We start from the raw sequence: 20,636 nt of genomic DNA, 5'->3' as shown, positions 1-20,636 counted from the left end.
TCTGGGTCATCGCTTTGGCTTCGACTTGTCTCAGCGGCTTCCATGTGTGTAGTAGTCAGGCAAAGTGTTCAAGTTCGCGTAAGAAAATGGGGTGGAATCGGCGATGGCATCGACTAGTGATCAGAGGGAAGGGCTCTCCTTTAGTAGGCGTGCAGCTACAGCTGTATTGGGGGAAACCAAGGCAAGACGCTTGGCTGGATACAAGACTGATCTGGACGCTTTGCGGACCAACAAGCTAAGCCGTGAGGGCCGCTTGAACGTTCAGCAGATCGAAAGTTTCAGAAACAAGCATCTGGGCGAGCGGTGCGTAATCATAGGCAACGGGCCCAGCTTGAACAACACCAATTTGGACTTGCTGCGTGGCGAAACTACCTTCGGACTCAATCGCATTTATCTGATGTTTGAAAAGTTGGGCTTCACCACGAGCTATCACACGGTCATAAATCAGCTTGTTGTCGAACAGTGCGCCGAAGATTTCAGCAACCTGCAAGGCCCTCTCTTCACAACATTGCCGAGCCGCGCTCATATAGGCGAAAGGCCCAACACCTCCTTCTTGAATAAGTTGGTGGGTCCTCGATTTTCCAAGGACATCTCGCACGGTATCTGGGAAGGGGCGACGGTCACTTTCGCCGCAATGCAAGTCGCCTACTACATGGGGTTTACGGAAGTTGTGCTGGTTGGTGTAGATCACAGCTTTGTGTCAAAAGGGCCGGCGCATAAGCAGGTTGAATCGGCGGGTGCCGATCCGAATCACTTTGATCCCAACTACTTTGGCAAAGGGTTCAAATGGCAGTTGCCCGACCTGGATACTTCTGAGATTGCATACGAACTAGCCCGAGAAACGTACAATGCGGTTGGACGTTCAATCGTGGACGCCACCGTGGACGGAAAACTCACCGTCTTTCCCAAGGTCAGACTCGAAGACGTACTGCGTTGACTCTTCAAGCACCTCAGGTAACCCTCGTCACCGTCTGCTACGAGGATATGGAGAATGTAAAGCGTACTTGTCAGTCGATTGCCTCCCAGCACGGTGAACTACTTGCAGGATATGAACATCTTTTGGTCGACGGGGCGTCGACTGATGGCACGCAAGAATGGTATAAGTCCAATCACCCTTTGCCCGCGAGTAGAATTATGTCTGAGCCGGACGACGGCATATTCGACGCCATGAACAAGGCGATCAGGCATGCCCGAGGCGAATATATCGTTTTTATAAATGCGGGCGACACTTTTAGCGATGGGGGTGTGCTTCAACGGGTTTCTGCTGTCCTTCGCGACGCATCCCCACAGTGGTCATATGGGCGTGCTCGAATCGTCAACTCAATCGGCGCCGAAGTGCGTAATCCCGTTGGAAGCATCCCGTATTCCCGCGTAAAGCATGCTCTTGGCTTGGGCACAATCTGCCACCAGACTGTATTCATGAAAACCAAGTTCATCCGCGAGCTTGGAGGCTTTGATACTACGTACGGATACGCTGCGGATTACCATCTCTTGCTTAGGGCTGCTGTGGTTAGTCCCCCTCATACAAGGGATGATATTTGCGTGCTCTATGGCGTGGGCGGGGTGTCAGACACAGACGTTTTCAGGCAACTCCAGAGAAGGCATGAAGCCCGCGTGAGTGCGTACAACTTGGTAGGACTATCTGCCTGGTTGGACGAGTCTTGGACGCGCGGTCAAGTTGGGTATATCCGGATGAAGAAGCTTGCCAAGCGAACCTTGTCCAAGCTCGGCGTAAGGCGTTTCTTCGGAAGAATTGTGAGCTAGCGGATATGACTATTATCGAATCGGCCATGCGCTGCGGAAAGCTTCGATTTCGTGCAGCGGGCTTGGAATCAGCGATTGATCACGTAATTGAATCCGTTCTTCGGAAAGGCGCCGAAGGTAGTCATATCCACTTCGCAAACGCGTATTCTGTGTCGCTGGCTGAACGCAGTGCCGAACTCGAATCCGCGTTCTCTGAGGGAACAATCTTTCCCGACGGCCGCCCCGTTGTTTGGGCTCTCAGGGCATTTAATCCCGAAAAAGCCGATGACATTCAACAGGTAAGGGGCCCTTCTTTCTTTGAGGGCCTGATGAATAGAGGAGTGAACCTAGGCCTTCGTCACTATTTTCTTGGTTCGACGGACGAGACATTGTCGAAGTTGCAGGCGCAATTGAAGCAGCGGATTCCAGGTGTGAGTATCGCAGGTGTTTCGTCGCCACCGTTCAGAGAGCTTACTGACGGAGAGTGGGCAAAAGAACTCCAAAAAATTGAGTCACAAAATGCGGATATAGTTTGGGTTGGTTTAGGTACGCCAAAACAGGACCTGGTGGCGCGTCGGCTTAGTGGGATGTCGTCCCTTACATTCATCTGTGTCGGTGCAGCGTTCGATTTTTCTGCAGGTAACTTGCGCCACGCGCCGAGATGGATTCAGGGGGCCGGTCTTGAGTGGTTCTATAGACTCATTCAGGAACCTCGCAGATTATGGCGGCGCTACCTTATTGGGAACACAGTATTTCTGGTTGCCGTTTCCCGACAATCAATCGAAGGCATCACTTCACGACTAAAACGACGAGTTTCAAATTAAGTGACCGTCGTGACTCGTGAACATGGCAAAAACTTGGGACGCCGGACCTTTGTTTACTTACTTTTCGGTTTTTTACAACGTGGATTGAGCTTTCTCCTGCTGCCTTTTGTCACGCGAGTCCTGAGTCCAGATGAATATGGGGCCGTGTCTGTCGTGGTGGCTGGAGGCGCCCTTTTTGGAATAGTCCTGGGATCCTCGCTGGAGTCTGCCGTATTTCGATCAGTTGCTCGTGTTAGCCGCTCGAGTGCGGCTATTCTTAAAATGACTGCTCTCTACTTGTATGCGATTCTTCCTATCGCCGCTGGGGTTATAGCCCTGGTCCTTTATTTGTTGGATGCCTCGTTGCTCTCCGTTGACACTAGGATCTGGGCGATCGAGATTTTAGCTTGTGGTCTGATGCCGGCAGTATCGTTCTACGTTTTGCCAACTTTGCGAGCGTCAAATGATCTTCGTCGGTTTATTGGTGTCTCATCGGTGTCAATAGGCGCACTGTTTATTGGCAAGGTTGTATTCGTCATATCCCTGGGTCAGGGGCTTCTTGGTTGGGTCGTCTCGGATCTGTTGGCCGCGGTTTTTAGTTATCTGGTTGCCTTCTTCCTCGTGCGTCCTGCGCCGGCTAGCGTTTCACGAAAAAAGCTCAGGCGTCTAGTTGTTTTTGCGCTTCCTCTCGTCCCGCATCGAGTGGCCTTCTGGGCTCTTTCTTCGTTGAGTCGCCCTGCAATGACGGTCGTGCTGCCACTGTCACTGATCGGCATTTATTCTTTGGCATTCAATTTTGCAAGTATTGCAGCCATGGTTCTGGTTGAACTTAATAGAGCCTTTCTTGCTGAGTATTCAAGAGAGTCGTTTCCTGCGCCGAGTGAAGTTAGCCGGCGAGTTGCCCGAATACAGATTCTTCTTGCATTTCTCGCTCCTGCTTCTGTGGGTGCGGGAGTGGCAATAGCGGCGCCCATTTTGATGGGCGAGGAGTTCCTAACGTCTCTGCCGCTGATTGCCCTGCTGCTCGCTGCGCAAATAGCCTATGGTATCTATCTTATACCTGTGAATTATATGGTTCAGAGCGCAGGGCGGTCTGGTTGGAGCTGGATATCGTCCACGCTCGGTGCGACATTGATCCTGTTCTGCACCATCATGTTTGGCGATACTGCAGGAGTGTTCGGCGTCGCATTGATTACGATGCTCGGTTACTTGGTCATGGCTGTCTCTGCATTCGCCATCGCCCGCGTTCAGGCCCTGGATATTCGGTGGTCGGCGCTGTCGTTGCCAGTCTCTTCTGCGGTGCTTGCCGTACTAGCGACCTTTATCTCCTTCTTCGCTTTGACGGGGGAGTCTCAGTCGACGAGGGTTTTCATCGGATCGTGCGGCTTGCTGGCCGCAGCCTTGGCTTTCGTAGCGGGTCGGTCGGTATTTCGTAGTTCATAGCGGCATGTTGATCAGCCACGGGCCAGTTGATTTGACAGCGAGCTGCTGAACATAGACGCTCCGGCACATGGGCCAAGCGTTGGACGCCCGATTCCGCTATTGCGGCAAGGCTTTGCATCGGCCGTCGCGTGAAGTGCGACCCGCTAGACTTAGGGGGCGTGCGTTGGCGCTGGTGATTAGAAGCTAACGACATATCTGCTTTCAGTGACACGACACGGGGGGAATTCCACTTGGACCTAAGAGAGTATCTACGCGTACTGCGACGGCACTGGGTATTGGTTGCTGCTGCGGCCCTAATAGGTCTTCTTGGGGGTGGTGCAGTGGCAGTTCTCGTCCAGCCCACGTATACAGCCAACACCCAGCTGTTCGTCGCCATCCAGAACTCGGGAAGTGTGTCCGAACTTCAACAGGGCAATACCTTCACTCAAGCCCGAGTTCAGTCGTATGCGAAGACAGTGTCGACGCCTGTCGTTCTTCAGCCCGTTATTGATTCGTTGGGGCTTCAGGAGTCTGCTGAAGAATTGGCGAAACGTGTCACTGCCAGCACGGATCCTGACACGGTACTGATCACAATCTCCGTAGTGGACGCCTCGCCCGTCCAGGCTGCGGCAACGGCACAAGGAGTGGCAGACAACCTCATTCGCGCGATTGACTCGCTGGAGAAGCCGAAAACTGGCGGTGCCTCCCCGGTTAGCTTGTCGGTAATCACCCCGGCCGAGGCACCTTTGGAGCCCTCGGCTCCCAATACCCGGCTGAGCCTTCTGCTCGGCCTGGCCTGCGGCCTTGTCGCTGGAGTCTGCGGGGCGTTCTTAAAGAGTACGTTCGACTTTCGGATCCGCGGGGAAGCCGATCTTCGGGGGACTACGGACGCTGCAATTTTGGGCGGTATCTCCTTCGATCAAGATGCCGTTCGAAAGCCGCTGCTAACCCAAGCTGGTTCGCAAAGTCCGAGAGCAGAATCGTTTCGACAACTGCGAACCAACATGCAGTTTGCAAACGTGTCCAGCCATGCCAAGAGTGTTCTCGTCACGTCGTCCCTCCCAGGAGAGGGTAAGAGTACGACCGCAGCCAACATGGCTATTGCCGTGGCGCAATCCGGACAGTCCGTTTGCCTTGTGGACGCCGACCTTCGGCGACCTATGGTCCACGAATATCTCGGACTCGACAAGCACGCGGGCTTGACCACGGCGCTAGTAGGCTCAGCTGATGTTAACGACCTTCTTCAGCCCTGGGGAGACGACAACCTATACGTTTTAACATCTGGGCAGATTCCGCCAAATCCCAGTGAGCTCTTGGGCTCAGCAGGAATGAAGGAGCTACTCGCGCGGCTAGAGCAGGCTTTTGACGCTGTGATAGTGGATGCTCCACCGCTGCTCCCTGTTACGGATGCTGCTGTCTTGTCTCAGCATGTGGGTGGCGTGGTCTTGGTGGTGGGTTCGAGACGGATCAGGCACCAGGAACTGCAGAAATCTTTGGCCGCTTTGCAGTTAGTGGGAGCCAATCTGCTGGGCGTTGTCTTGAATCTGCTGCCCGGGAAGGGTCCAGACTCCTATGCCTATGGCTATTATTCGAGTGACCGGACTGCATCTTCACACGATTCTGCTAAAAAGCAGCACGCTTTTGTCGGGGCGACGTCCATCGACAGCGCATCTATGAATCAGGAGATGCATCAAGGAGAGTTTTCACCGGCCAGACGCGCGCGTAGCCTTCCCAAGGATGCAGGTCGTTAGCGAGTCCAGAATGACTTATGGGAAATGAATGTAGCTGGCATTTTGCGTGGGTAGGCGTTACTTAATTCTGCTATTGCTCTGAACTTCAGAGCTGCTTAAGCAGATTCGGGGTCGGTAGTGCGCCATCAAAAGGCGCGCTACCCTTACAGCAAGGTGTTGCCATGAAGCTTGTTGCGTTTACTCGGGGTGAGGTCACAAATCGCATTGAGGTAGAAGCTGAACCCAACTCCGCCGGTTGGGAAGCGCTTATGGCAAAAATACCTGAAGGCGACCAGTTGATTCTTGTGCGGGCGGAGAGATAAGCAACTTGGTGACGGCCTGATTGGAGCAGTTCTGACTGCGAAGCATCACGCGGCGGGAGTGGTGCGTGTGGTGGGATGGGCATCTTGAGGTCCTGACGCACCGCCCTAGCGCGTGTCCAGATCCTCAAACACCAGAAACGTTTGCGTATCCAGCACGCCAGGCATCGATTGCAATTGGTCGAAAATCACACGACGCAGGTGCACATTGTCGACGGCACGCACCAGCAGGATGACGTCAAAGTCCCCGCCCACCAAGGCGATGTGGTGCACCTCGGGAATCGACCGCAGCTGCTCCCGCAATTCACGCCATGAGTGCTGCTGCACCTTGAGCGTGACGTAGGCCGATGACTTGAGGTCTGCTTTGATGGGGTCCACCAGCGCCGTGAACTTCGTCAGCACACCTTGGCCAGTCAACCGCGCAATGCGGGTGTAGGCGTGAGCCCGGGAAATGTGGACGTTCTCGGCCACTTGCGTCACCGACATCCGGCCGTCCCGCGTTAGCTCGGCAATGATATTCCGGTCCACAGCGTCAAGCGGCACCGCCGCCTGCTCCTCGTCTGCTCCCACCATTCGTCCACAACTCCCACCACTTACGCAGCTCCATTTACGGTATGTCTTTCAGAATAGGAGACTGGAACGTACTTCTCCACGATTCGCGATGGCACTGGATACGAAACATCCTCCGGGACCATACTGAAAGCGAATAGTGGCTACAGAAGGACGGACCAATGACGATCTCCGCAAACGACGCTGTGCGCGGCAAGACCGGCCAGGGCCAACCCGCGCCCGAACAGGCCGAGGACACTTACCTGCCCGGCGCCGCCGCGGAGGCGGTCCGCAAGTTCGGCATCACCGCCGAAGACTATATGCTGCCCGCCCGCCACCAGATCCAGATGGTGGACCAGGACGGCAACGTGAAGCAATACTCCGATCAGGGCGCCGAACCCGGCCACGAGTATCCTTTACCCGACGATGAGGAACTGCTTGCCGCCTATGAACAGCTCGTGATCGGCCGGCGGGTCAATGACCAGAACTCCGCTCTGGTCCGACAGGGCCGCATGGCCGTCTACCCCTCCAGCCATGGTCAGGAGGCCTGCCAGGTAGCAGCCGCCCTCTGCCTCGCCGACGGCGACTGGATGTTCCCCACCTACCGGGATGCCGTCGCCGTGATGGCACGCGGTGTCGACCCCATCCAGGCCATGACCATCTTCCGCGGCGACTGGCACAGCGGCTATGACCCCCTCCGGCACAAAGTCGGGATCCAGTGCACGCCGCTCACCACGCAGCTGCTCCACGCCGTCGGCGTTGCGCATGCCGCCAAACTGCGCGGCGAGGACACAGTGGTGCTGGCCATGTGCGGTGACGGCGCCACCAGCGAGGGCGACTTCCACGAAGCCCTGAACTTCGCCGCCGTCTTCCACCTGCCGGTCATCTTCTTCGTCCAGAACAACCAGTACGCCATCTCCGTGCCGCTGGCCCACCAGTCCGTCGCGCCATCGCTAGCGCACAAGGCCGTGGGCTACGGCATGGCCGGCGAACGCGTGGACGGCAACGACGTCGTCGCCCTTCTCGCCGTGCTGGACCGTGCCGTCAAGCTCGCCCGCGAAGGGTCCGGCCCGCTGCTGGTCGAGGCGCACACCTACCGCATGCAGGCCCACACCAACGCGGACGACGCCACCCGCTACCGGCAGGACAGCGAAGTGGCCCAGTGGGTAGCGAGGGATCCGCTCAGTCGGATGAGGGCGTACCTCACCGACAGAGGGTTGCTGGACGACGGTGGCGAGGCCCGGATCACGGAAAAGGCGGAAGCGGTGGCCACCCAGCTCCGCAGCGGACTCGGCGAGGACGTACCGGTCGATCCCCAGGATCTTTTCAAATACGTCTTCTCGAAACCGACGCCGCAGCTAAGGGAGCAGTCGGCGTTGCTTGCCGACGAGCTCGCCCGCGACGCTGCGTCCGATACGGAGGCCACCCAATGAGTCCCACTCTCACCACTTCATCCGAGGCCAACGGCAACGTCAGTTCGGCCACTGCCCGTGCTGCTGCCTCCGCCGCAGCCAGCGCTGAAACGGCCGGACCACAGCCTGTCACCATGGCCAAGGCGCTGAACACCGCCATGTTGGACGCCATGCGCGCAGAGGACTCCGTTCTGGTCTTCGGAGAGGATGTCGGCATGCTGGGGGGTGTCTTCCGCATCACCGATGGACTTATGAAAACCTTTGGTGAGCAGCGCTGCTTCGATACACCGCTGGCAGAGTCGGGCATCGTCGGCATGGCAGTGGGGATGGCTATCAACGGCATGCGGCCGGTCCTCGAGATGCAGTTCGACGCCTTCGCCTACCCTGCCTTCGAGCAGATCGTCAGCCACGTGGCGAAGATGCACAACCGCACCAAGGGCCGAGTGAGGCTGCCGATGGTCATCCGGGTTCCCTACGCCGGAGGCATCGGGGGAGTAGAGCACCACTGCGACTCCTCCGAGTCCTACTACGCGCACACCGCCGGTCTGAAGGTCTATACGCCTGCGACGGTGGCCGACGCGTACCGCATGCTCCGGGAAGCCATCGACTCGGATGACCCCGTCATGTTCATGGAGCCCAAGAAGCTGTACTGGTCCAGGGACCTAGTGGATCTTCAGGCGCTACGCGACGAATACGAAGGAAAAACGGGCGCTGCCACCGAGGGCCGTGCCGCTGTAGCCCGCTCGGGCACCGACGCGACGCTCATCGCATATGGGCCGTCCGTCCCGACGGCGCTCGCCGCGGCCGCCGCAGCCGCCGAAGAAGGGCGGTCGCTCGAAGTCATCGATATCCGCACCATCGTGCCGTTCGACGACGAGACGGTGGCCGCTTCCGTCCGGAAGACCGGGCGGGCTGTTGTTATAGCCGAGGCCCACGGCTTTGCATCGGTGTCGTCCGAAATCGTGGCCCGTGTCCAGGAACGCTGCTTCCACCACCTGGCCGCCCCGATCCGCCGCGTCACCGGCTTCGATGTTCCCTATCCCGCACCGAAACTCGAGCACTACTACCTGCCCGGCGTTGACCGCATCCTCGACGCCGTTGACGATCTCCAGTGGGAAGGCTAATCAGATGACCGAAACCAAAGTATTCCTCCTGCCCGACCTCGGCGAAGGGCTGACTGAAGCCGAACTCGTGAACTGGCTGGTGGCCGTGGGCGACAAGATCCGGGTGGACCAGCCCATTGCCGAGGTGGAGACGGCCAAATCAGTTGTAGAGGTCCCGTCGCCCTACGCCGGCACGGTCGCGGAACTGCATGGTGCGCCCGGTCAGACCCTGGACGTCGGCAAGCCGCTCATCTCAGTGACCCCGCTGGCCTCACTGGTCGAGCCTGTCGTAATCAATGCCGCCGAAACCGATACCGCGCTGATTGAGCCTGTCGAAACCAAAGAGACAGCAGCCGAAACCTACCGCACCGAAGAAAGGGCAGGTTCGGGCAACGTCCTCATCGGCTATGGAACGCCTAGTGCAACCGCAACCGTCCGTCGTGCCCGCTCCCGCCGCACAAATCCGTTGGTTGAGCCTGTCGAAACCAAGGGCCAGGACGCTAAGCTGACGACCGCAGCTGACGATGCAATCCTTCTCGGCACCCGCGTCCCCGGCAAGCTCGGTGCTGTTATTTCTCCGCTCGTCCGCCGAATGGCCAAGGAGCACGGCGTAGACCTTGGACAGATGCAGGGCTCGGGCGAGAGCGGCCTGATAATGCGCCGGGACGTTGAAGCAGCCATTACCAGGTCGTCGGCCGAAACCGAGCTATCTCCGCTGGTTGAGCCTGTCGAAACAAGCTCGACCGGCGTGAACGTCGACCCACGCACCGGGCTCGGGATCAGCAGCCGCATCCCCGTCCGAGGCGTCCGTAAGGCGGTGGCAGGGAACATGGCCCGCAGCCGGACTGAGATCCCGGAAGCCACTGTATGGGTCGACGTCGACGCCACGGCACTGGTGGAGCTTCGTGCCGCACTCAAGAAGGTGGACCCGCACCATACTCCGGGCCTACTCGCCTTCATTGCCCGCTTTGTCACGGCAGGGTTGAAGAAGTATCCGGAGCTTAACACCCGCTTCAACAGCACGGAGGACACCGCGGGCGGAGAATGTCAGGAGATTGTGTCTTTCGACGGAGTTAACCTCGGGTTCGCCGCTCAAACGGACCGGGGGTTGGTGGTTCCCTCTATCCGCAACGCGGAGAAACTGAGTGCCAGGAACCTCGACGAAGAATTTAAGCGGCTGACCGCCGTCGCGCGCGATGGCAAGGCAACCCCAACCGAACTGGGCAGTGGAACCTTCACGCTCAATAACTATGGCGTGCTTGGCGTGGATGGTTCCGCGGCGATCATCAATTACCCGGAGGTGGCTATCCTCGGCATTGGCAGGATTGTCGACAAGCCGTGGGTGGTCGAAGGCGAACTTGCAGTCCGCAAAGTCACTGAGCTGACGCTGACCTTTGACCACCGTGTCTGCGATGGGGGGACGGCTGGCGGCTTCCTTCGTTATGTTGCTGATGCAATAGAGAATCCGGGAGTTGTTCTCGCGGATCTATGATTCAACCCGATGTCCGTCCCGCAGACACAAAGCTCGGACGAAGCGCGCTGTGCCGTCGCTAGGGCGCACAACCGGATTTATGTACCGGGTAGAATCGGGGGGACCAGTGTTGATTGTGGGGGATCTGTGCGTGACGTAGGTTGGTTTCTTGGTGTTTCGGTCGCGGCCCTGGCGGCTGGGGTTTTCGCGGGACTTGAACCCCTCTGGGCGACAGTTGGACTCGCGGCAGTCGTCTTCCTGGCACTGCTGAACCGTACCTACAAGAAATTTATTCGCGGCAGGACGGTGAATGCGGCCCCGTGGTCGCTCGTGCTGCTGGCTTTCCCGCTCGTATGCTCATTTCGGGCAGTCAATTCGACGGTGGCGCTGGTCGGCATGGTTGGCCTACTGGGAGTTACGCTGCTCAGCAAGCCTCCCGCTGGGAATGGTCCTGCGAATAAGCTGCCGCTTGTTCTCATGGGCGTTGCGATGGTCGCGGTTGTAGTGCGCCCGACTTCCTTGCAGTCGGGGCTCTTTATCGCGTTCGCGTTCATTGTCCTCGTCCGGGCCATCAATCGCACGACTAGGCATTCGGCAGTAACTTCACTCATCGACGGCGTGGGGCTTTACCTGATTGCGAACGTCGCCGCGTATTACGTCCTTGGGATGCGGTCCTCCGCTGCTGCACTGCGCACTGGAGGTTTGGAATCGGCGGACGGTGGTGTTCGCGTCCTATACCCGCTATCAACGTCCCTGAATCTTCCGCCGATTATGGCTGCGGCCTTCCTGGCGGCATCGCTCTTGCTCATGGAGCGCGGGGGCAAGAAGGCATTCCGGCTGTTGGCTGTCGCTGCTGCCGTCACTGTTCTGGTGTCAGCCGAATCTCGGACTGCGCTAGTGGTGGCGTTCTTGATCGCTCTGGCGTCGCTGACAGTGCCGCGTATCTTGCGCGGCCTAGCTGTGCCCATCGCTCTTGGGTCTGTCTTGTTCGTATTCGTATACCCCGCAATTTCGAAGACGCTCGTCGCGCCGCTCATAGCTGCCGCCACGAACGCCATCCCATTCCTAAGCCGGGCCTCCGGTAGTTCGGATGCGTCTCTTAATGGGCGGGAAGTGATATGGTCCCGGTCGTCCCGATTCTGGGTTGAGAAGGCCTCGGACTGGGGCCAAATATTCGGCTTCGGCTCGCAGGGTCAGTATGAGTCCGGGGCTTCACGCACCTACGCCCACATTTTCGGGGAGTCCATCAGGAACCCGTATATGACCAGTACGCACAACTCCGTGTTGCAGCAGCTCTTTGACGGTGGGGTTATCGGGGCTGTTTGCCTGGTCGCTGCAGTTATTGCTTGCCTGCGGTTGTGGGTTATGCGGAGCCGCATCAATGAGCCGTACACCGCTGCGGCTCTCGCCGCGTCCGTGTCCCTCGTGATTTCCTCAGTCACCGAAGTGTCTCTCGCCCCTGGCATGGGACAAGAGACACTTTTAGTGTTCGTGGGGCTACTGGTTGCGGCGTGCGCCGGAGAGCCCAGCGAAAGCCAAGAGGGCGGCGCCCTAGACAACCGTCCCGGCAGAGTCCTTCCAGCTCGTCCCGTCGCTCCATATCGGCTTCCCGAGCGTGATGTCGTAGGCCATCGCACCGAGCCCAGCCTGGGAGACGGTGCGCCGCAGCGCGGTCGTTGACGGCGCAACCGGTGCTGGTACTTTCAGCAGCACCCGTGTGCGCATTTGTACGGAACGACAGGTTGCCACCGCTGGCGACCATCGGCCAGATCTTCTCCTTGACGTCCGCCGCGTCTGTCTCGAATAACGCATAACCGGGCGTGATGCCGGCGACTTCCATGCCGTGTGAGATGACATCAGGCTTGATCGCGCCAAGCTGCCCGTAGGTCCAGAACCCTGTTTCGTTGGTGGCGGCTGCGTGGTACTCGGATGGGTTCAGCCCGCAGCTTCCCGCCGGCCACGTGCCGCCGTGCAAGGAAACGAACTGGGATTGTGACTGGTCCTCCAGCAGGTAAGCGGTGCCTGTCCTGCTGTTGGTGGCGACGATCAGGCCGGTCCACTGGACGTTGGGGATCGTGTTGGTTGCCAGCACGAGCACACCTGGGACCACGTCCGCGTACGGGCCTACGTCCACGGATGAGTATTGGTTGGCGTTGATGATCGTAACCGGTGCCGGGCACCTATTCAATACAATGGCATTGATCTGGCCCGCCTGGTTCCCGTGTGCGACGTTAGTCCGTATCTCCGATTTCAGGTTTGGTAGTCAGGAACTCACCCGGCGTGGCGTTGCTGATGCCCTGCCCGCGGTTCCAGAGGCAGTGGACATGCGTGACGTGCTGCGGGAAACCGCGGGCAGTGAACAGTACGCCGCCCTCTGCGCCGCCACGGAACAGCACGTTATGCAGTGTCCGCGTGTCCTGGACGCTGCAAGGACGCCCGTCCGGGGTGGTGAAGTTCAGGCAGTAGCCATCAGTGGACGTTGCGCTCCCGACGATTTCCAGGTCCACGAGCCCGGCGGGGCCACCGTACGTCCGGCCATTAGTGGACACGGACTCGTCGTAGCAGATGACATCCTTGTTCTGGCTGTCGAGCTGCCGGATGCGCGTCCCCTGCTGGGTGTTTGGCGTGCCGAACCCGGCGATTCCTGCACCATTCCCGAATACACCCTTTTCCAGACCAGACGGGTGACCCGGAAGTCACCAGGGGGCAAGAGGAGAGTGCCACGGTTGCGGGTGGAAGCAACATAATCGATGGCAACCTGAATCGCCGCCGTATCATCCGTGACGCCATCACCGACAGCGCTGAAATCGGCCACGTGCACCCAGCCCGTTGAGGAGTTCCGAGGGCCGGGAGTCTTCGGGACATAAATGGCAGAAAGCGATACTTAGCGGGCGCGGACTCAACCGCTTCTGCACGTCTTGACCATGCCGGTCGGGACGAAGTCATGAAACGGGACCTTCAGGTCCCCTTCACGATGAATAACTAGATCGGCTTCGGCTCCGCTGGTCGGCCCCATCACTCGCTACGGGACAAGGCCACTCTTGGACTGGGCGGATCTGCGAGTGCACGTCGTGAAGAGGCACTCCGCAGTCCGTGAGGGTCCGGAACTGACCTAGCCTTGTTAGGCCGGGCTTGTGGTGGTGGAACTGATGGAGAATTCCGCAGTCCCGTCCCATGCGCGCTTGAATTTCCGGGTCCGTTGTGGGCCGAATGGTAGTGCGCTTGCAGACAGTGGTGCCTTCGCTGCCGACAATTGCGGAGGCGAAGGGCAAGCAGGCTTAGCTCGTGGTGTCTGAATGATCGGCGCACCGGACGGAGGCGAGCAGTCCGCCGCTGTCGTCGCTGTACGACGTCACGTGGTTGGTCATCGTCTTGCAGGTCTCGCAGAAGTGCCTCTGTTGTTTAGTCCCCATGGCCAGATCATACCTAGCCAGGCAATGCTATTGCGTTAATTTCCGGCTACGCGCTGGATTTGCACTGCTCTGATGCAATAGCGCTTACCTGATAATCCAAAGCTAGATGGATAGAATCGAGGCCAGAAGATCGCAGATGCTCCCCAGATTTACGGAGAAGAAATGTCACGATGGCTCGACGTCGGCGCAGACAACCATGTGCTGGTGACCGAAGGTTCAAAGCTCAACACCGGTCTGATCCTGGGGAGCGAGCGGGCCATGGTGATCGACACCGGATGTGGACCAAGGCAAGGCAACGAGATCCTTGATGCCGTCCGGGAGAAGACACTGCTGCCCCTCGTGGTGGTGAACACCCACGCACACTATGACCACTTCTTCGGCAACGCGGTCTTCGCCGAGGCCGGGGTCGAAGAGTTCTGGGCGCATGAGAACTGCGCCGAGGAGATCAGGGAAGACGGCGACGCCCAGCGCAGCGAGGTCACCGAGGCAGAACCCGACATGGCCGCCGGCGAGGGTGAGAACGTGGATCTTGTCGTCCCGAACGCCATCGTCCGCGACCAGCCGGTGCTTGTGGACCTCGGCGGGCAGACCGTGACCCTGTTCTATCTGGGCCGCGGACACACTGACGGCGATCTTCTCGTGGGAACCACAACCACCCTGTTCGCCGGCGACCTCGTAGAACAGGGCTCGCACCCATCGTTCGAAGACTCCTATCCGGAAGAGTGGGCCGACGCTCTGCGTCACCTATCCGCTCTCCGGCACCGCTACGAGTTCCTGGTCCCGGGGCACGGTGAACCCTGCAGTGACCGCTTCGTCAAGACCATGGCGGACACCATGACCACAGCCGTCCGGCAGGCCCGGCAGTCCATCCGGGACACCCCTGCCGACGCCACGAAGGCAATCCCCGTCCTGCCGTACGGGCCGGAGCAGTCGCGCTGGTTCATCAAACGGCTTCAGGAGACGCGTCCGCAGCACTAACCCGAGTACTGCCCTGGAGTTGGGTAGCCGGCGGCCGCAAAGACAGGTAGTGACTACGCTGGGGACGCACGGCAGGCAGCCCTAAGTTTGGGACATGAAGACCGGAATCAGCGCAGCTATCCGCCGTTTCATCGAGCAAAACATCGTCGCCGATGACCCGTTCCCAGAACGCTCCTGGCTTGACCAGCAGGACAGACGGCGGTTGGACGAACGTTCCAGCTCAGTGATGGCTGGCTTGCCTGTCGAGCCGCTGCGGCCCCTTCCTCGGCGTCACACCGCGCATAGCGACCATTCCCAGCGCCTGCGGCGACGGTTGCGCAGCCACAACTCCACCACGCACCATGGAGAGGGCATCTAGAGTTGACCGCGCTAATTGCTGCAGTCATCTTGAGCAAATCTTGAGGAAACACTGAGCTTCCCTTGAGGTGGACTGCATAGCATCTCCGGCGTGGGGACTTATGGGTCAACTCGGCGCGGCCGCTCAGGTCGGCGAGAAAGACGCAGCCACCTGCTTCGCCTGCTCTCCTACATTGGGCTAGCTGCCTTGGGAGCGGCGACTGCAGTGGTGGTGGTGATGGCCCTCAGAGGGTAACTCGCGCACTCAGCGTTTCAAATGAATATCTTGACTGAAGTTGTAAGTGGGCGTGTCCGATTGGACAGCGCCCTTGACTGCTAAGTATGCTGACGAGCGATCCGGAATTTGAGGGATCCCGCTTCCAGCCCCTTAGCCGCGCCCGGGTACTGCCGCTCGGAATGCGTCGAAGGTGCTGCCACTTCCGGAGGTCTCACCTGTGGCTTTCACCGATTTTGTCTTAGCGCTGTCCGCACTTCTGGGGACCTTGCTCGTTCCGTTCGCAGGTCTCTATTGGTTGCTCCGGCTCAAACGCCGCGCTGTTGTGACTGCCGCCCCGCGCCGGTTCCTGGGCAGGTGAATTAGAGGTGCCGTATGTCGACATCAACCCGCACCGTAGCCGGCCCAAATGGTGGGGCTACGTGGTGTTGGGCATCCTGCTGGTGATCACTGCCGCTGTTGTAGTGGCAGCTCTCACAAACGCCGCCTGACGCGCCGCATTTGCTGCCTTTGGGGACGCGCTACCAAGGCGCCTGACAAATAGGCACTCGGCCAGCGCCTAGAATGGCTGTCAGAACGAGACCAATCGACCACCGCAGCGGGACGCCGCTGTGAGCCCGGGGGGAACGACCATGCCCAAGCCAGCGGATAACCGATTAGCCGAGGCCGCCATCGATGAAGAGCAGCCCGAGCTCCGCCGCCGCTTCCGCCGCCGCAATGACGACGGCTCTGACGCCTGGACAGGAACATTCCCCGCCGTGACACCTGAGCCCACCGCACCGCCCCGTCCCATCCGCAGCTCCTCCTGGGCGGAAGCGGCCGCGGCTGCCGACGGGCTCTCCGATGCGCCGCCCGCTGCGGCCACGCCGCCAACGCCGGTCCGCCAGCCGGCGGGAGCCCCGCCGTCGCGAGTTCCGGAAAGCCTCCCAGAAGCTGAGGCGCCGGTAGCGGACGCCACCGCACTGCCGACGTCGTTCGTCCGGCAGCAGAAGCCGCGGCCGAAGAAGGGTTTCCGCGGCTTCCTGTACCGGGCCACCGGTGGCGCCTGGAACCTTGGGCCGAGCGCTCTGGAACGCGAGGAGGACGAGGTGGCCCGCCGGATCTCGCGCCAGCTGCAGGGCAGCTTCAACACTGCCGTGCTCAGCCTCAAGGGCGGGATCGGCAAGACGTCCACCACCGTGGGCGTCGGCCTCACCCTGGCCGAATTCCGCGGCGACCCGCCCTGCGCCATCGACGCCAACCCTGATTCCGGCGACCTCGTGGAGCGCGCACTCGGCGAGGGCATCTACCAGAAGGCCACCCCGCGGACCATCACGGACCTGCTCAAGAACATTGACTCCGTCAATTCGCTGACCGAGCTGTCCCGCTACATGCACCACTCCGGCCGGCTGCACCTCATTGCCGGCGAGCAGGACCCCGAGGTGTCCGACTCGCTCACCGCCGAGGAGTACCTGCGGATCCGCAAGCTCATCTCGAGCTACTACTCCGTGGCACTGACCGACTGCGGCACCGGCGTGACACACAACGCCATGTCGGGGATCCTGCAGTCGGCGGACAACCTGATCATCGCCGCCGGCTACGCGGTGAGCGGAGCCAAGCGCGCCCGCAGCACCCTCCAGTGGTTGGCCGGCCATGGCTACGAGGACCTGGCCCGCAATGCCATCGTGGTGATCACGGACAAGGACGAGGTGTCCAACCGCGTGGACAAGGACGCCATCGAGGAGCACCTTGCGGGGATGTGCCGCGAGCTCATCGCCGTGCCTCACGACAGGGGAGTGGCCGACGGTGACCTAGTGACCCTCGACCACCTAAAGCCGGAAACGCGGCGGGCTTATAAGGAGATCGCCGCGGCAATTGTGGACGGGTACCGATAGGTTTCTTCCGGCGTGGGTATGACTATTGCTTATGGCCCATTACCCAGGGGCGGACCGCGTTTCCAAATCTTGACCTGACACGCTGGATTCGTTCTCGGAGGTGCCCGGTTCGAGCGGGTAGTGTCGCAGCATCACAACCGGAGGGTGTGGCCGCGATGACTATCTTTGAATACGCATCAGCACTAGCCGTAATGCTTGGATCTTTGGCGGCAGCGAGTGGCGTCTCTGCTGTGATTATCCGGTCCAGGTCCAAACACCAAGGCAGGTTTCTGACTCAGCCTTGCAAGTAGCGCGCCGGGACCGTCCGCCCCAAGCTAAATCCAAGGAGTCCCACTTAGCGTCGGGCCCATGGGGAACTCGAATCTTGACCGTTTTCAGCAGCGTCAGGCGCGGAAGCGCCAGCTGCAGGCCCTTTCCTACGCAGGACTGGGAAGTCTGGCCGCGGTGACGGCGGCCGTCGTCTGGCTGGCACTCACGCGCTGACAGTGTCCGGCATCCGCTGGAATGCGATGCGACCCGGCGGTTGGTTACCGCTCCGGGAACTCAACGAGCATGGGCCCGTCTGGCGCTTCCGCGCTGGACGCGACTATCGTCACAGCCAACCGACCGCCCTGCGGCCTGGCCCTCGCCGTGACCGTGCCGGTCCGCGCCTCGTCGAGCACGCTTGCCACCTTCTGGGAGACGGCCGCAAGCGTCCGCGGTTCGAAGTCTCGCGGGCTGTCATCCAGAATCTGCACGGTCACGCCGCGTTCCCGCGCCCTGCGGGCCGCCTCGAGGACCTCCTCGGTGGCGAGGACCCGCCCGCGGATCTCGTCACGGAACCGTGCTTCGATGAGCTGCAACTCCCGGCGTTCTTCCTCGGTGACCGTGTGGGCAGGGTCAGAAATCGGTGCCAGCGCCGGCCCAGCAACCATCCGCACGTGCTCCAGCCACTGGGTCCGGGCAACGTTCAGGGCCTGTTCGGCGGCGTGCCAGTCGGCCGCGGCACGGGCGTCGCTGCTGTACTGGGCCACCTTGCGGTCGTTCATGCGCAGCAGGTGCCCGATTCCGGTGCTCACGAGAACCCAGCCGACGGTGGCGATGTTCAGCATCAGCCCGCCCACCAGCCCCATAGTGGTCCCCGAGGTCCACACAGTGACGAGCAGTGCGGACAGCACCACGCCGATCCACGAGAGCAGAACCCGGCCGCGGATGTTGACCACCACCAGCAGCGTGTAGCTCGCCGACAGGTGCCAGGCCGCATATCCCGGGCAGATGTCCCAGGGAAGCACGCTGCTTACGAGAACAGTTATGGCGGCCGCCGCGGCCAACGCCGCGATGGCCGGGCCCCGCGGAAGCCGTCCCGGGCGGGGGAACAGGACCACCGCGACGGCCGCGACATAGATGGGCATGGCCAGCAGCACCGGCCACGCGGCGGTCACCAGGTCCAGGCTCAGCAGCCCGAGGCAGATCTGGACGGCCACGAACACCGAGCACAGGATGATCATTGTCCCGGTGGAGATTTGCCGGATCGTGCCGCGCCCCCTTCCTACTCCAGCCGCACTTCCGTGCCGGCACCCGGGGCGGACGTGATGGCGGCGGATCCGCCCACAGTCTCCATCCGCCAGGCGTTGGACACCCGGATCCCCAGCCGCCGGTCGGGGACCAACCCGGGATCAAACCCACGCCCGGTGTCACGGACGGTGACGGTGACGCGCGCGGTCCGCCCGCTGCGGCGCCCGGCAAGGTGGACGCCGCAGCGGCCCGCCCCGGAGTGCCGGCGGGAGTTGTTGACCGCCGCGGAGGCGGCCTCGACAACTGCACGGACAGCGTCGGCCGGCAGAAGAAGGTGCTCCGCCGAATCACAGGTGACTGTCACCTCCGGAACGTGAGGGCCGCCGTCGGCCGCGAACGGATCCGCGCCTGGCCCCTCGGTGACTGTGGCAGGCTCGGCTTCAGACTGTCCGGTTCCCTGCTCGTCCAGCCGCTCCAGCGTGCTGCGGGCGAGGCCGGCGCTTGCCGTCCGTTCCTCCGGCGACCCGGCACGGGCGGCGGTGAGCAGGGCGGTCATCACGCAGTCGTGCGGCAGTCCGTCCAGCCGCAGCCTCTCAATTGCTGAGCGCCGTTGCCGCGGCCGCCTCCCGGTAGCGGGTGATGGCGTCCTCGGCCGCGGCGTCAGCTCTTTCCGCCGCATGGCGGAGAATGCTGATGCTTACGCTGATGATGAGGCCAAGCACCGTGGCGAACAGGGCGTCTTCCAGCGCCACCAGCAGGGGAGCGGAGCCGCCCTGCGGCGCGGTCCGCACGATGACAAACACTGCACCGATGACGACGGCGTAGGCGCACCCTGCGCGGGCACCGGCCCCGTACGCGCACATCGCGGCGCCGACGTTGATCATGGCCCACAGCCACGGCGTGCCGAAGCCCTCCGGAACGGCAGCCGGAACCGCCACTGGCCAGAGCGCCATCCCCGAAAGGATCAGGAAGGCCAGGGCTTTGGCCATCCACACCAAGCCCTTCCCCCTGACGGACGCCGCGGTGAACGCAGCCAGCAGCGCCAGGAAGCCCCAGAGGAAAAGCACCTTCCACCAGCCGGCGGCGTGGGCCGACTGTGCGATCACTGCGCCGCTGGCCTGGAGCAGCAGCAGGAGCGCGAAGGCGGCGATGCCCCGGGCCATCAGCCGGTGCGTGCGCCTGGCGGAGACTCCGGCTCGGTTCTGGGCTGGCACGGTCAGCGCTTCCGCAGCGGAAGAAGCGGAGGCAGGATGCCGTCCTCCACTGCCCTGCGGTACAGATCGATTTTCGTGCCAGCGGGACGTCCCGCTGCCTCGTACTTCTCCCGGACCCGGTCGATGTTCTTCTTGACGGTGCTTTCCGCCACCCCCATGCGGCGGGCCACCTAGTACTGCCCAGGCCGTCGGCGTAGAGGGCCAGGCATTCGCGCTCGCGGTCGGACAGGTTTGCTGCGACGAATTCGCTGTCCACTTCGATGGCGGCGGCGAGCTCCTGGCTGTCGATGGTTTCTCCGGCGGCGATGCGGCGCAGCTTGGCGAACGTTTCCGCGATGGGCTCCGACTTGAGCGAGACGCCCACAGCTCCGTTGGCGAGGGCTTCCTGCAGGCTTGCCACGTTGTCGCCCATGGTGAAGACGAGGACTTTGTAGCCGGCCGCCGTCAGTTGCGCCGCGTTGTCCACGGGGCGCGTGCCGTCCGCGAGCGACATATCCAGGGCAACGACGTCGCAAATGCCCCGTCCGGCTTCCAGGAAG

22 protein-coding genes are annotated in these 20,636 nt (G+C 61.0%); 14 read left to right on the top strand and 8 right to left on the bottom strand.

The genetic code is table 11. The features are described from left to right. The first annotated feature begins 190 nt into the window (after positions 1–190). The 5 genes from J7I85_RS15060 to J7I85_RS15040 all read left to right on the top strand — a co-directional run bounded on the left by J7I85_RS15060 (position 191) and on the right by J7I85_RS15040 (position 5,719). Entirely contained in the window at positions 191–937 is a 747-nt protein-coding gene (locus tag J7I85_RS15060) for a 6-hydroxymethylpterin diphosphokinase MptE-like protein (RefSeq protein WP_214853074.1), read from the top strand. Next, positions 934–1,764 (top strand): glycosyltransferase family 2 protein, encoded by an 831-nt coding sequence (locus J7I85_RS25925; protein ID WP_214853073.1) that lies wholly within the window; start codon positions 934–936, stop codon positions 1,762–1,764. The genes J7I85_RS15060 and J7I85_RS25925 overlap by 4 nt, the downstream gene beginning before the upstream one ends. A 5-nt stretch (positions 1,765–1,769) precedes the next feature. Next, on the top strand, positions 1,770–2,567 hold the full coding sequence (locus J7I85_RS15050; protein ID WP_214853072.1) for a WecB/TagA/CpsF family glycosyltransferase: 798 nt from the start codon (positions 1,770–1,772) through the stop codon (positions 2,565–2,567). A gap of 9 nt (positions 2,568–2,576) precedes the next feature. Continuing rightward, positions 2,577–3,989 (top strand): lipopolysaccharide biosynthesis protein, encoded by a 1,413-nt coding sequence (locus tag J7I85_RS15045; protein ID WP_214853071.1) that lies wholly within the window; start codon positions 2,577–2,579, stop codon positions 3,987–3,989. Positions 3,990–4,219: 230 nt separating this feature from the next. Next, on the top strand, positions 4,220–5,719 hold the full coding sequence (locus J7I85_RS15040; protein WP_214853069.1) for a polysaccharide biosynthesis tyrosine autokinase: 1,500 nt from the start codon (positions 4,220–4,222) through the stop codon (positions 5,717–5,719). A gap of 407 nt (positions 5,720–6,126) precedes the next feature. Here the strand turns inward: J7I85_RS15040 and J7I85_RS15035 are convergent, their stop codons facing one another. Continuing rightward, the gene (locus J7I85_RS15035) at positions 6,127–6,591 is read right to left on the bottom strand and encodes an Lrp/AsnC family transcriptional regulator (protein WP_214853066.1); all 465 of its coding nucleotides are present in this window, start codon (positions 6,589–6,591) and stop codon (positions 6,127–6,129) included. A 158-nt stretch (positions 6,592–6,749) separates the two neighbouring features. Between J7I85_RS15035 and pdhA the strand changes: the two genes are divergently transcribed. From pdhA to J7I85_RS25745, 4 genes are all read left to right on the top strand, one after another. Then, complete coding sequence (gene pdhA, locus J7I85_RS15030) at positions 6,750–8,000, top strand: pyruvate dehydrogenase (acetyl-transferring) E1 component subunit alpha (RefSeq protein WP_214853062.1); 1,251 nt, start codon at positions 6,750–6,752, stop codon at positions 7,998–8,000. Next, a complete protein-coding gene (locus J7I85_RS15025) occupies positions 7,997–9,103 on the top strand; it encodes an alpha-ketoacid dehydrogenase subunit beta (protein ID WP_214853060.1) in 1,107 nt (368 codons plus the stop codon). The genes pdhA and J7I85_RS15025 overlap by 4 nt, the downstream gene beginning before the upstream one ends. A gap of 4 nt (positions 9,104–9,107) precedes the next feature. After that, entirely contained in the window at positions 9,108–10,574 is a 1,467-nt protein-coding gene (locus tag J7I85_RS15020; protein WP_214853242.1) for a dihydrolipoamide acetyltransferase family protein, read from the top strand. A gap of 126 nt (positions 10,575–10,700) precedes the next feature. Continuing rightward, on the top strand, positions 10,701–12,233 hold the full coding sequence (locus J7I85_RS25745; protein WP_214853058.1) for an O-antigen ligase: 1,533 nt from the start codon (positions 10,701–10,703) through the stop codon (positions 12,231–12,233). A 551-nt stretch (positions 12,234–12,784) separates the two neighbouring features. Here the strand turns inward: J7I85_RS25745 and J7I85_RS15010 are convergent. The 3 genes from J7I85_RS15010 to J7I85_RS25560 form a co-directional block, all read right to left on the bottom strand. Next, on the bottom strand, positions 12,785–13,102 hold the full coding sequence (locus J7I85_RS15010) for a hypothetical protein (RefSeq protein WP_214853262.1): 318 nt from the start codon (positions 13,100–13,102) through the stop codon (positions 12,785–12,787). Beyond that, entirely contained in the window at positions 13,009–13,368 is a 360-nt protein-coding gene (locus J7I85_RS25920) for a glycoside hydrolase family 55 protein (protein WP_214853056.1), read from the bottom strand. The genes J7I85_RS15010 and J7I85_RS25920 overlap by 94 nt, the downstream gene beginning before the upstream one ends. Before the next feature lie 463 nt (positions 13,369–13,831). After that, positions 13,832–13,966, bottom strand: a complete 135-nt coding sequence (locus J7I85_RS25560) for a hypothetical protein (RefSeq protein WP_285289592.1) — start codon at positions 13,964–13,966, stop codon at positions 13,832–13,834. A 162-nt stretch (positions 13,967–14,128) separates the two neighbouring features. Between J7I85_RS25560 and J7I85_RS15000 the strand changes: the two genes are divergently transcribed. From J7I85_RS15000 to J7I85_RS25550, 5 genes are all read left to right on the top strand, one after another. Beyond that, a complete protein-coding gene (locus J7I85_RS15000; RefSeq protein WP_214853054.1) occupies positions 14,129–14,944 on the top strand; it encodes an MBL fold metallo-hydrolase in 816 nt (271 codons plus the stop codon). Between the two features lie 94 nt (positions 14,945–15,038). Next, complete coding sequence (locus tag J7I85_RS14995) at positions 15,039–15,302, top strand: hypothetical protein (protein WP_214853052.1); 264 nt, start codon at positions 15,039–15,041, stop codon at positions 15,300–15,302. 581 nt (positions 15,303–15,883) lie between these two features. Then, positions 15,884–16,006: a hypothetical protein gene (locus tag J7I85_RS25555; RefSeq protein WP_285289591.1), complete on the top strand. Its 123-nt coding sequence runs from the start codon at positions 15,884–15,886 to the stop codon at positions 16,004–16,006. 141 nt (positions 16,007–16,147) lie between these two features. Then, a complete protein-coding gene (locus J7I85_RS14990; protein ID WP_251024389.1) occupies positions 16,148–17,389 on the top strand; it encodes a MinD/ParA family protein in 1,242 nt (413 codons plus the stop codon). A gap of 348 nt (positions 17,390–17,737) precedes the next feature. Next, on the top strand, positions 17,738–17,872 hold the full coding sequence (locus J7I85_RS25550) for a hypothetical protein (protein WP_285289590.1): 135 nt from the start codon (positions 17,738–17,740) through the stop codon (positions 17,870–17,872). Positions 17,873–17,916: 44 nt separating this feature from the next. Here the strand turns inward: J7I85_RS25550 and J7I85_RS14985 are convergent, their stop codons facing one another. From J7I85_RS14985 to J7I85_RS14970, 4 genes are read right to left on the bottom strand one after another with little or no spacing between them, the layout of a single operon-like run. Further along, the gene (locus tag J7I85_RS14985; RefSeq protein WP_214853048.1) at positions 17,917–18,876 is read right to left on the bottom strand and encodes a hypothetical protein; all 960 of its coding nucleotides are present in this window, start codon (positions 18,874–18,876) and stop codon (positions 17,917–17,919) included. A gap of 41 nt (positions 18,877–18,917) precedes the next feature. Beyond that, entirely contained in the window at positions 18,918–19,439 is a 522-nt protein-coding gene (locus tag J7I85_RS14980) for an ATP-binding protein (protein WP_214853045.1), read from the bottom strand. 37 nt (positions 19,440–19,476) lie between these two features. Next, complete coding sequence (locus J7I85_RS14975; protein ID WP_214853041.1) at positions 19,477–20,097, bottom strand: hypothetical protein; 621 nt, start codon at positions 20,095–20,097, stop codon at positions 19,477–19,479. A 2-nt stretch (positions 20,098–20,099) separates the two neighbouring features. Continuing rightward, positions 20,100–20,255, bottom strand: coding sequence for a hypothetical protein (locus tag J7I85_RS14970; protein WP_214853039.1), 156 nt, complete (start codon positions 20,253–20,255; stop codon positions 20,100–20,102). Positions 20,256–20,636: the final 381 nt, after the last annotated feature.

Source organism: Arthrobacter sp. ISL-65 (genome assembly GCF_018613795.1).
GTDB lineage: Bacteria > Actinomycetota > Actinomycetes > Actinomycetales > Micrococcaceae > Arthrobacter.
This window is presented reverse-complemented; position numbering and strand designations above follow the sequence as displayed.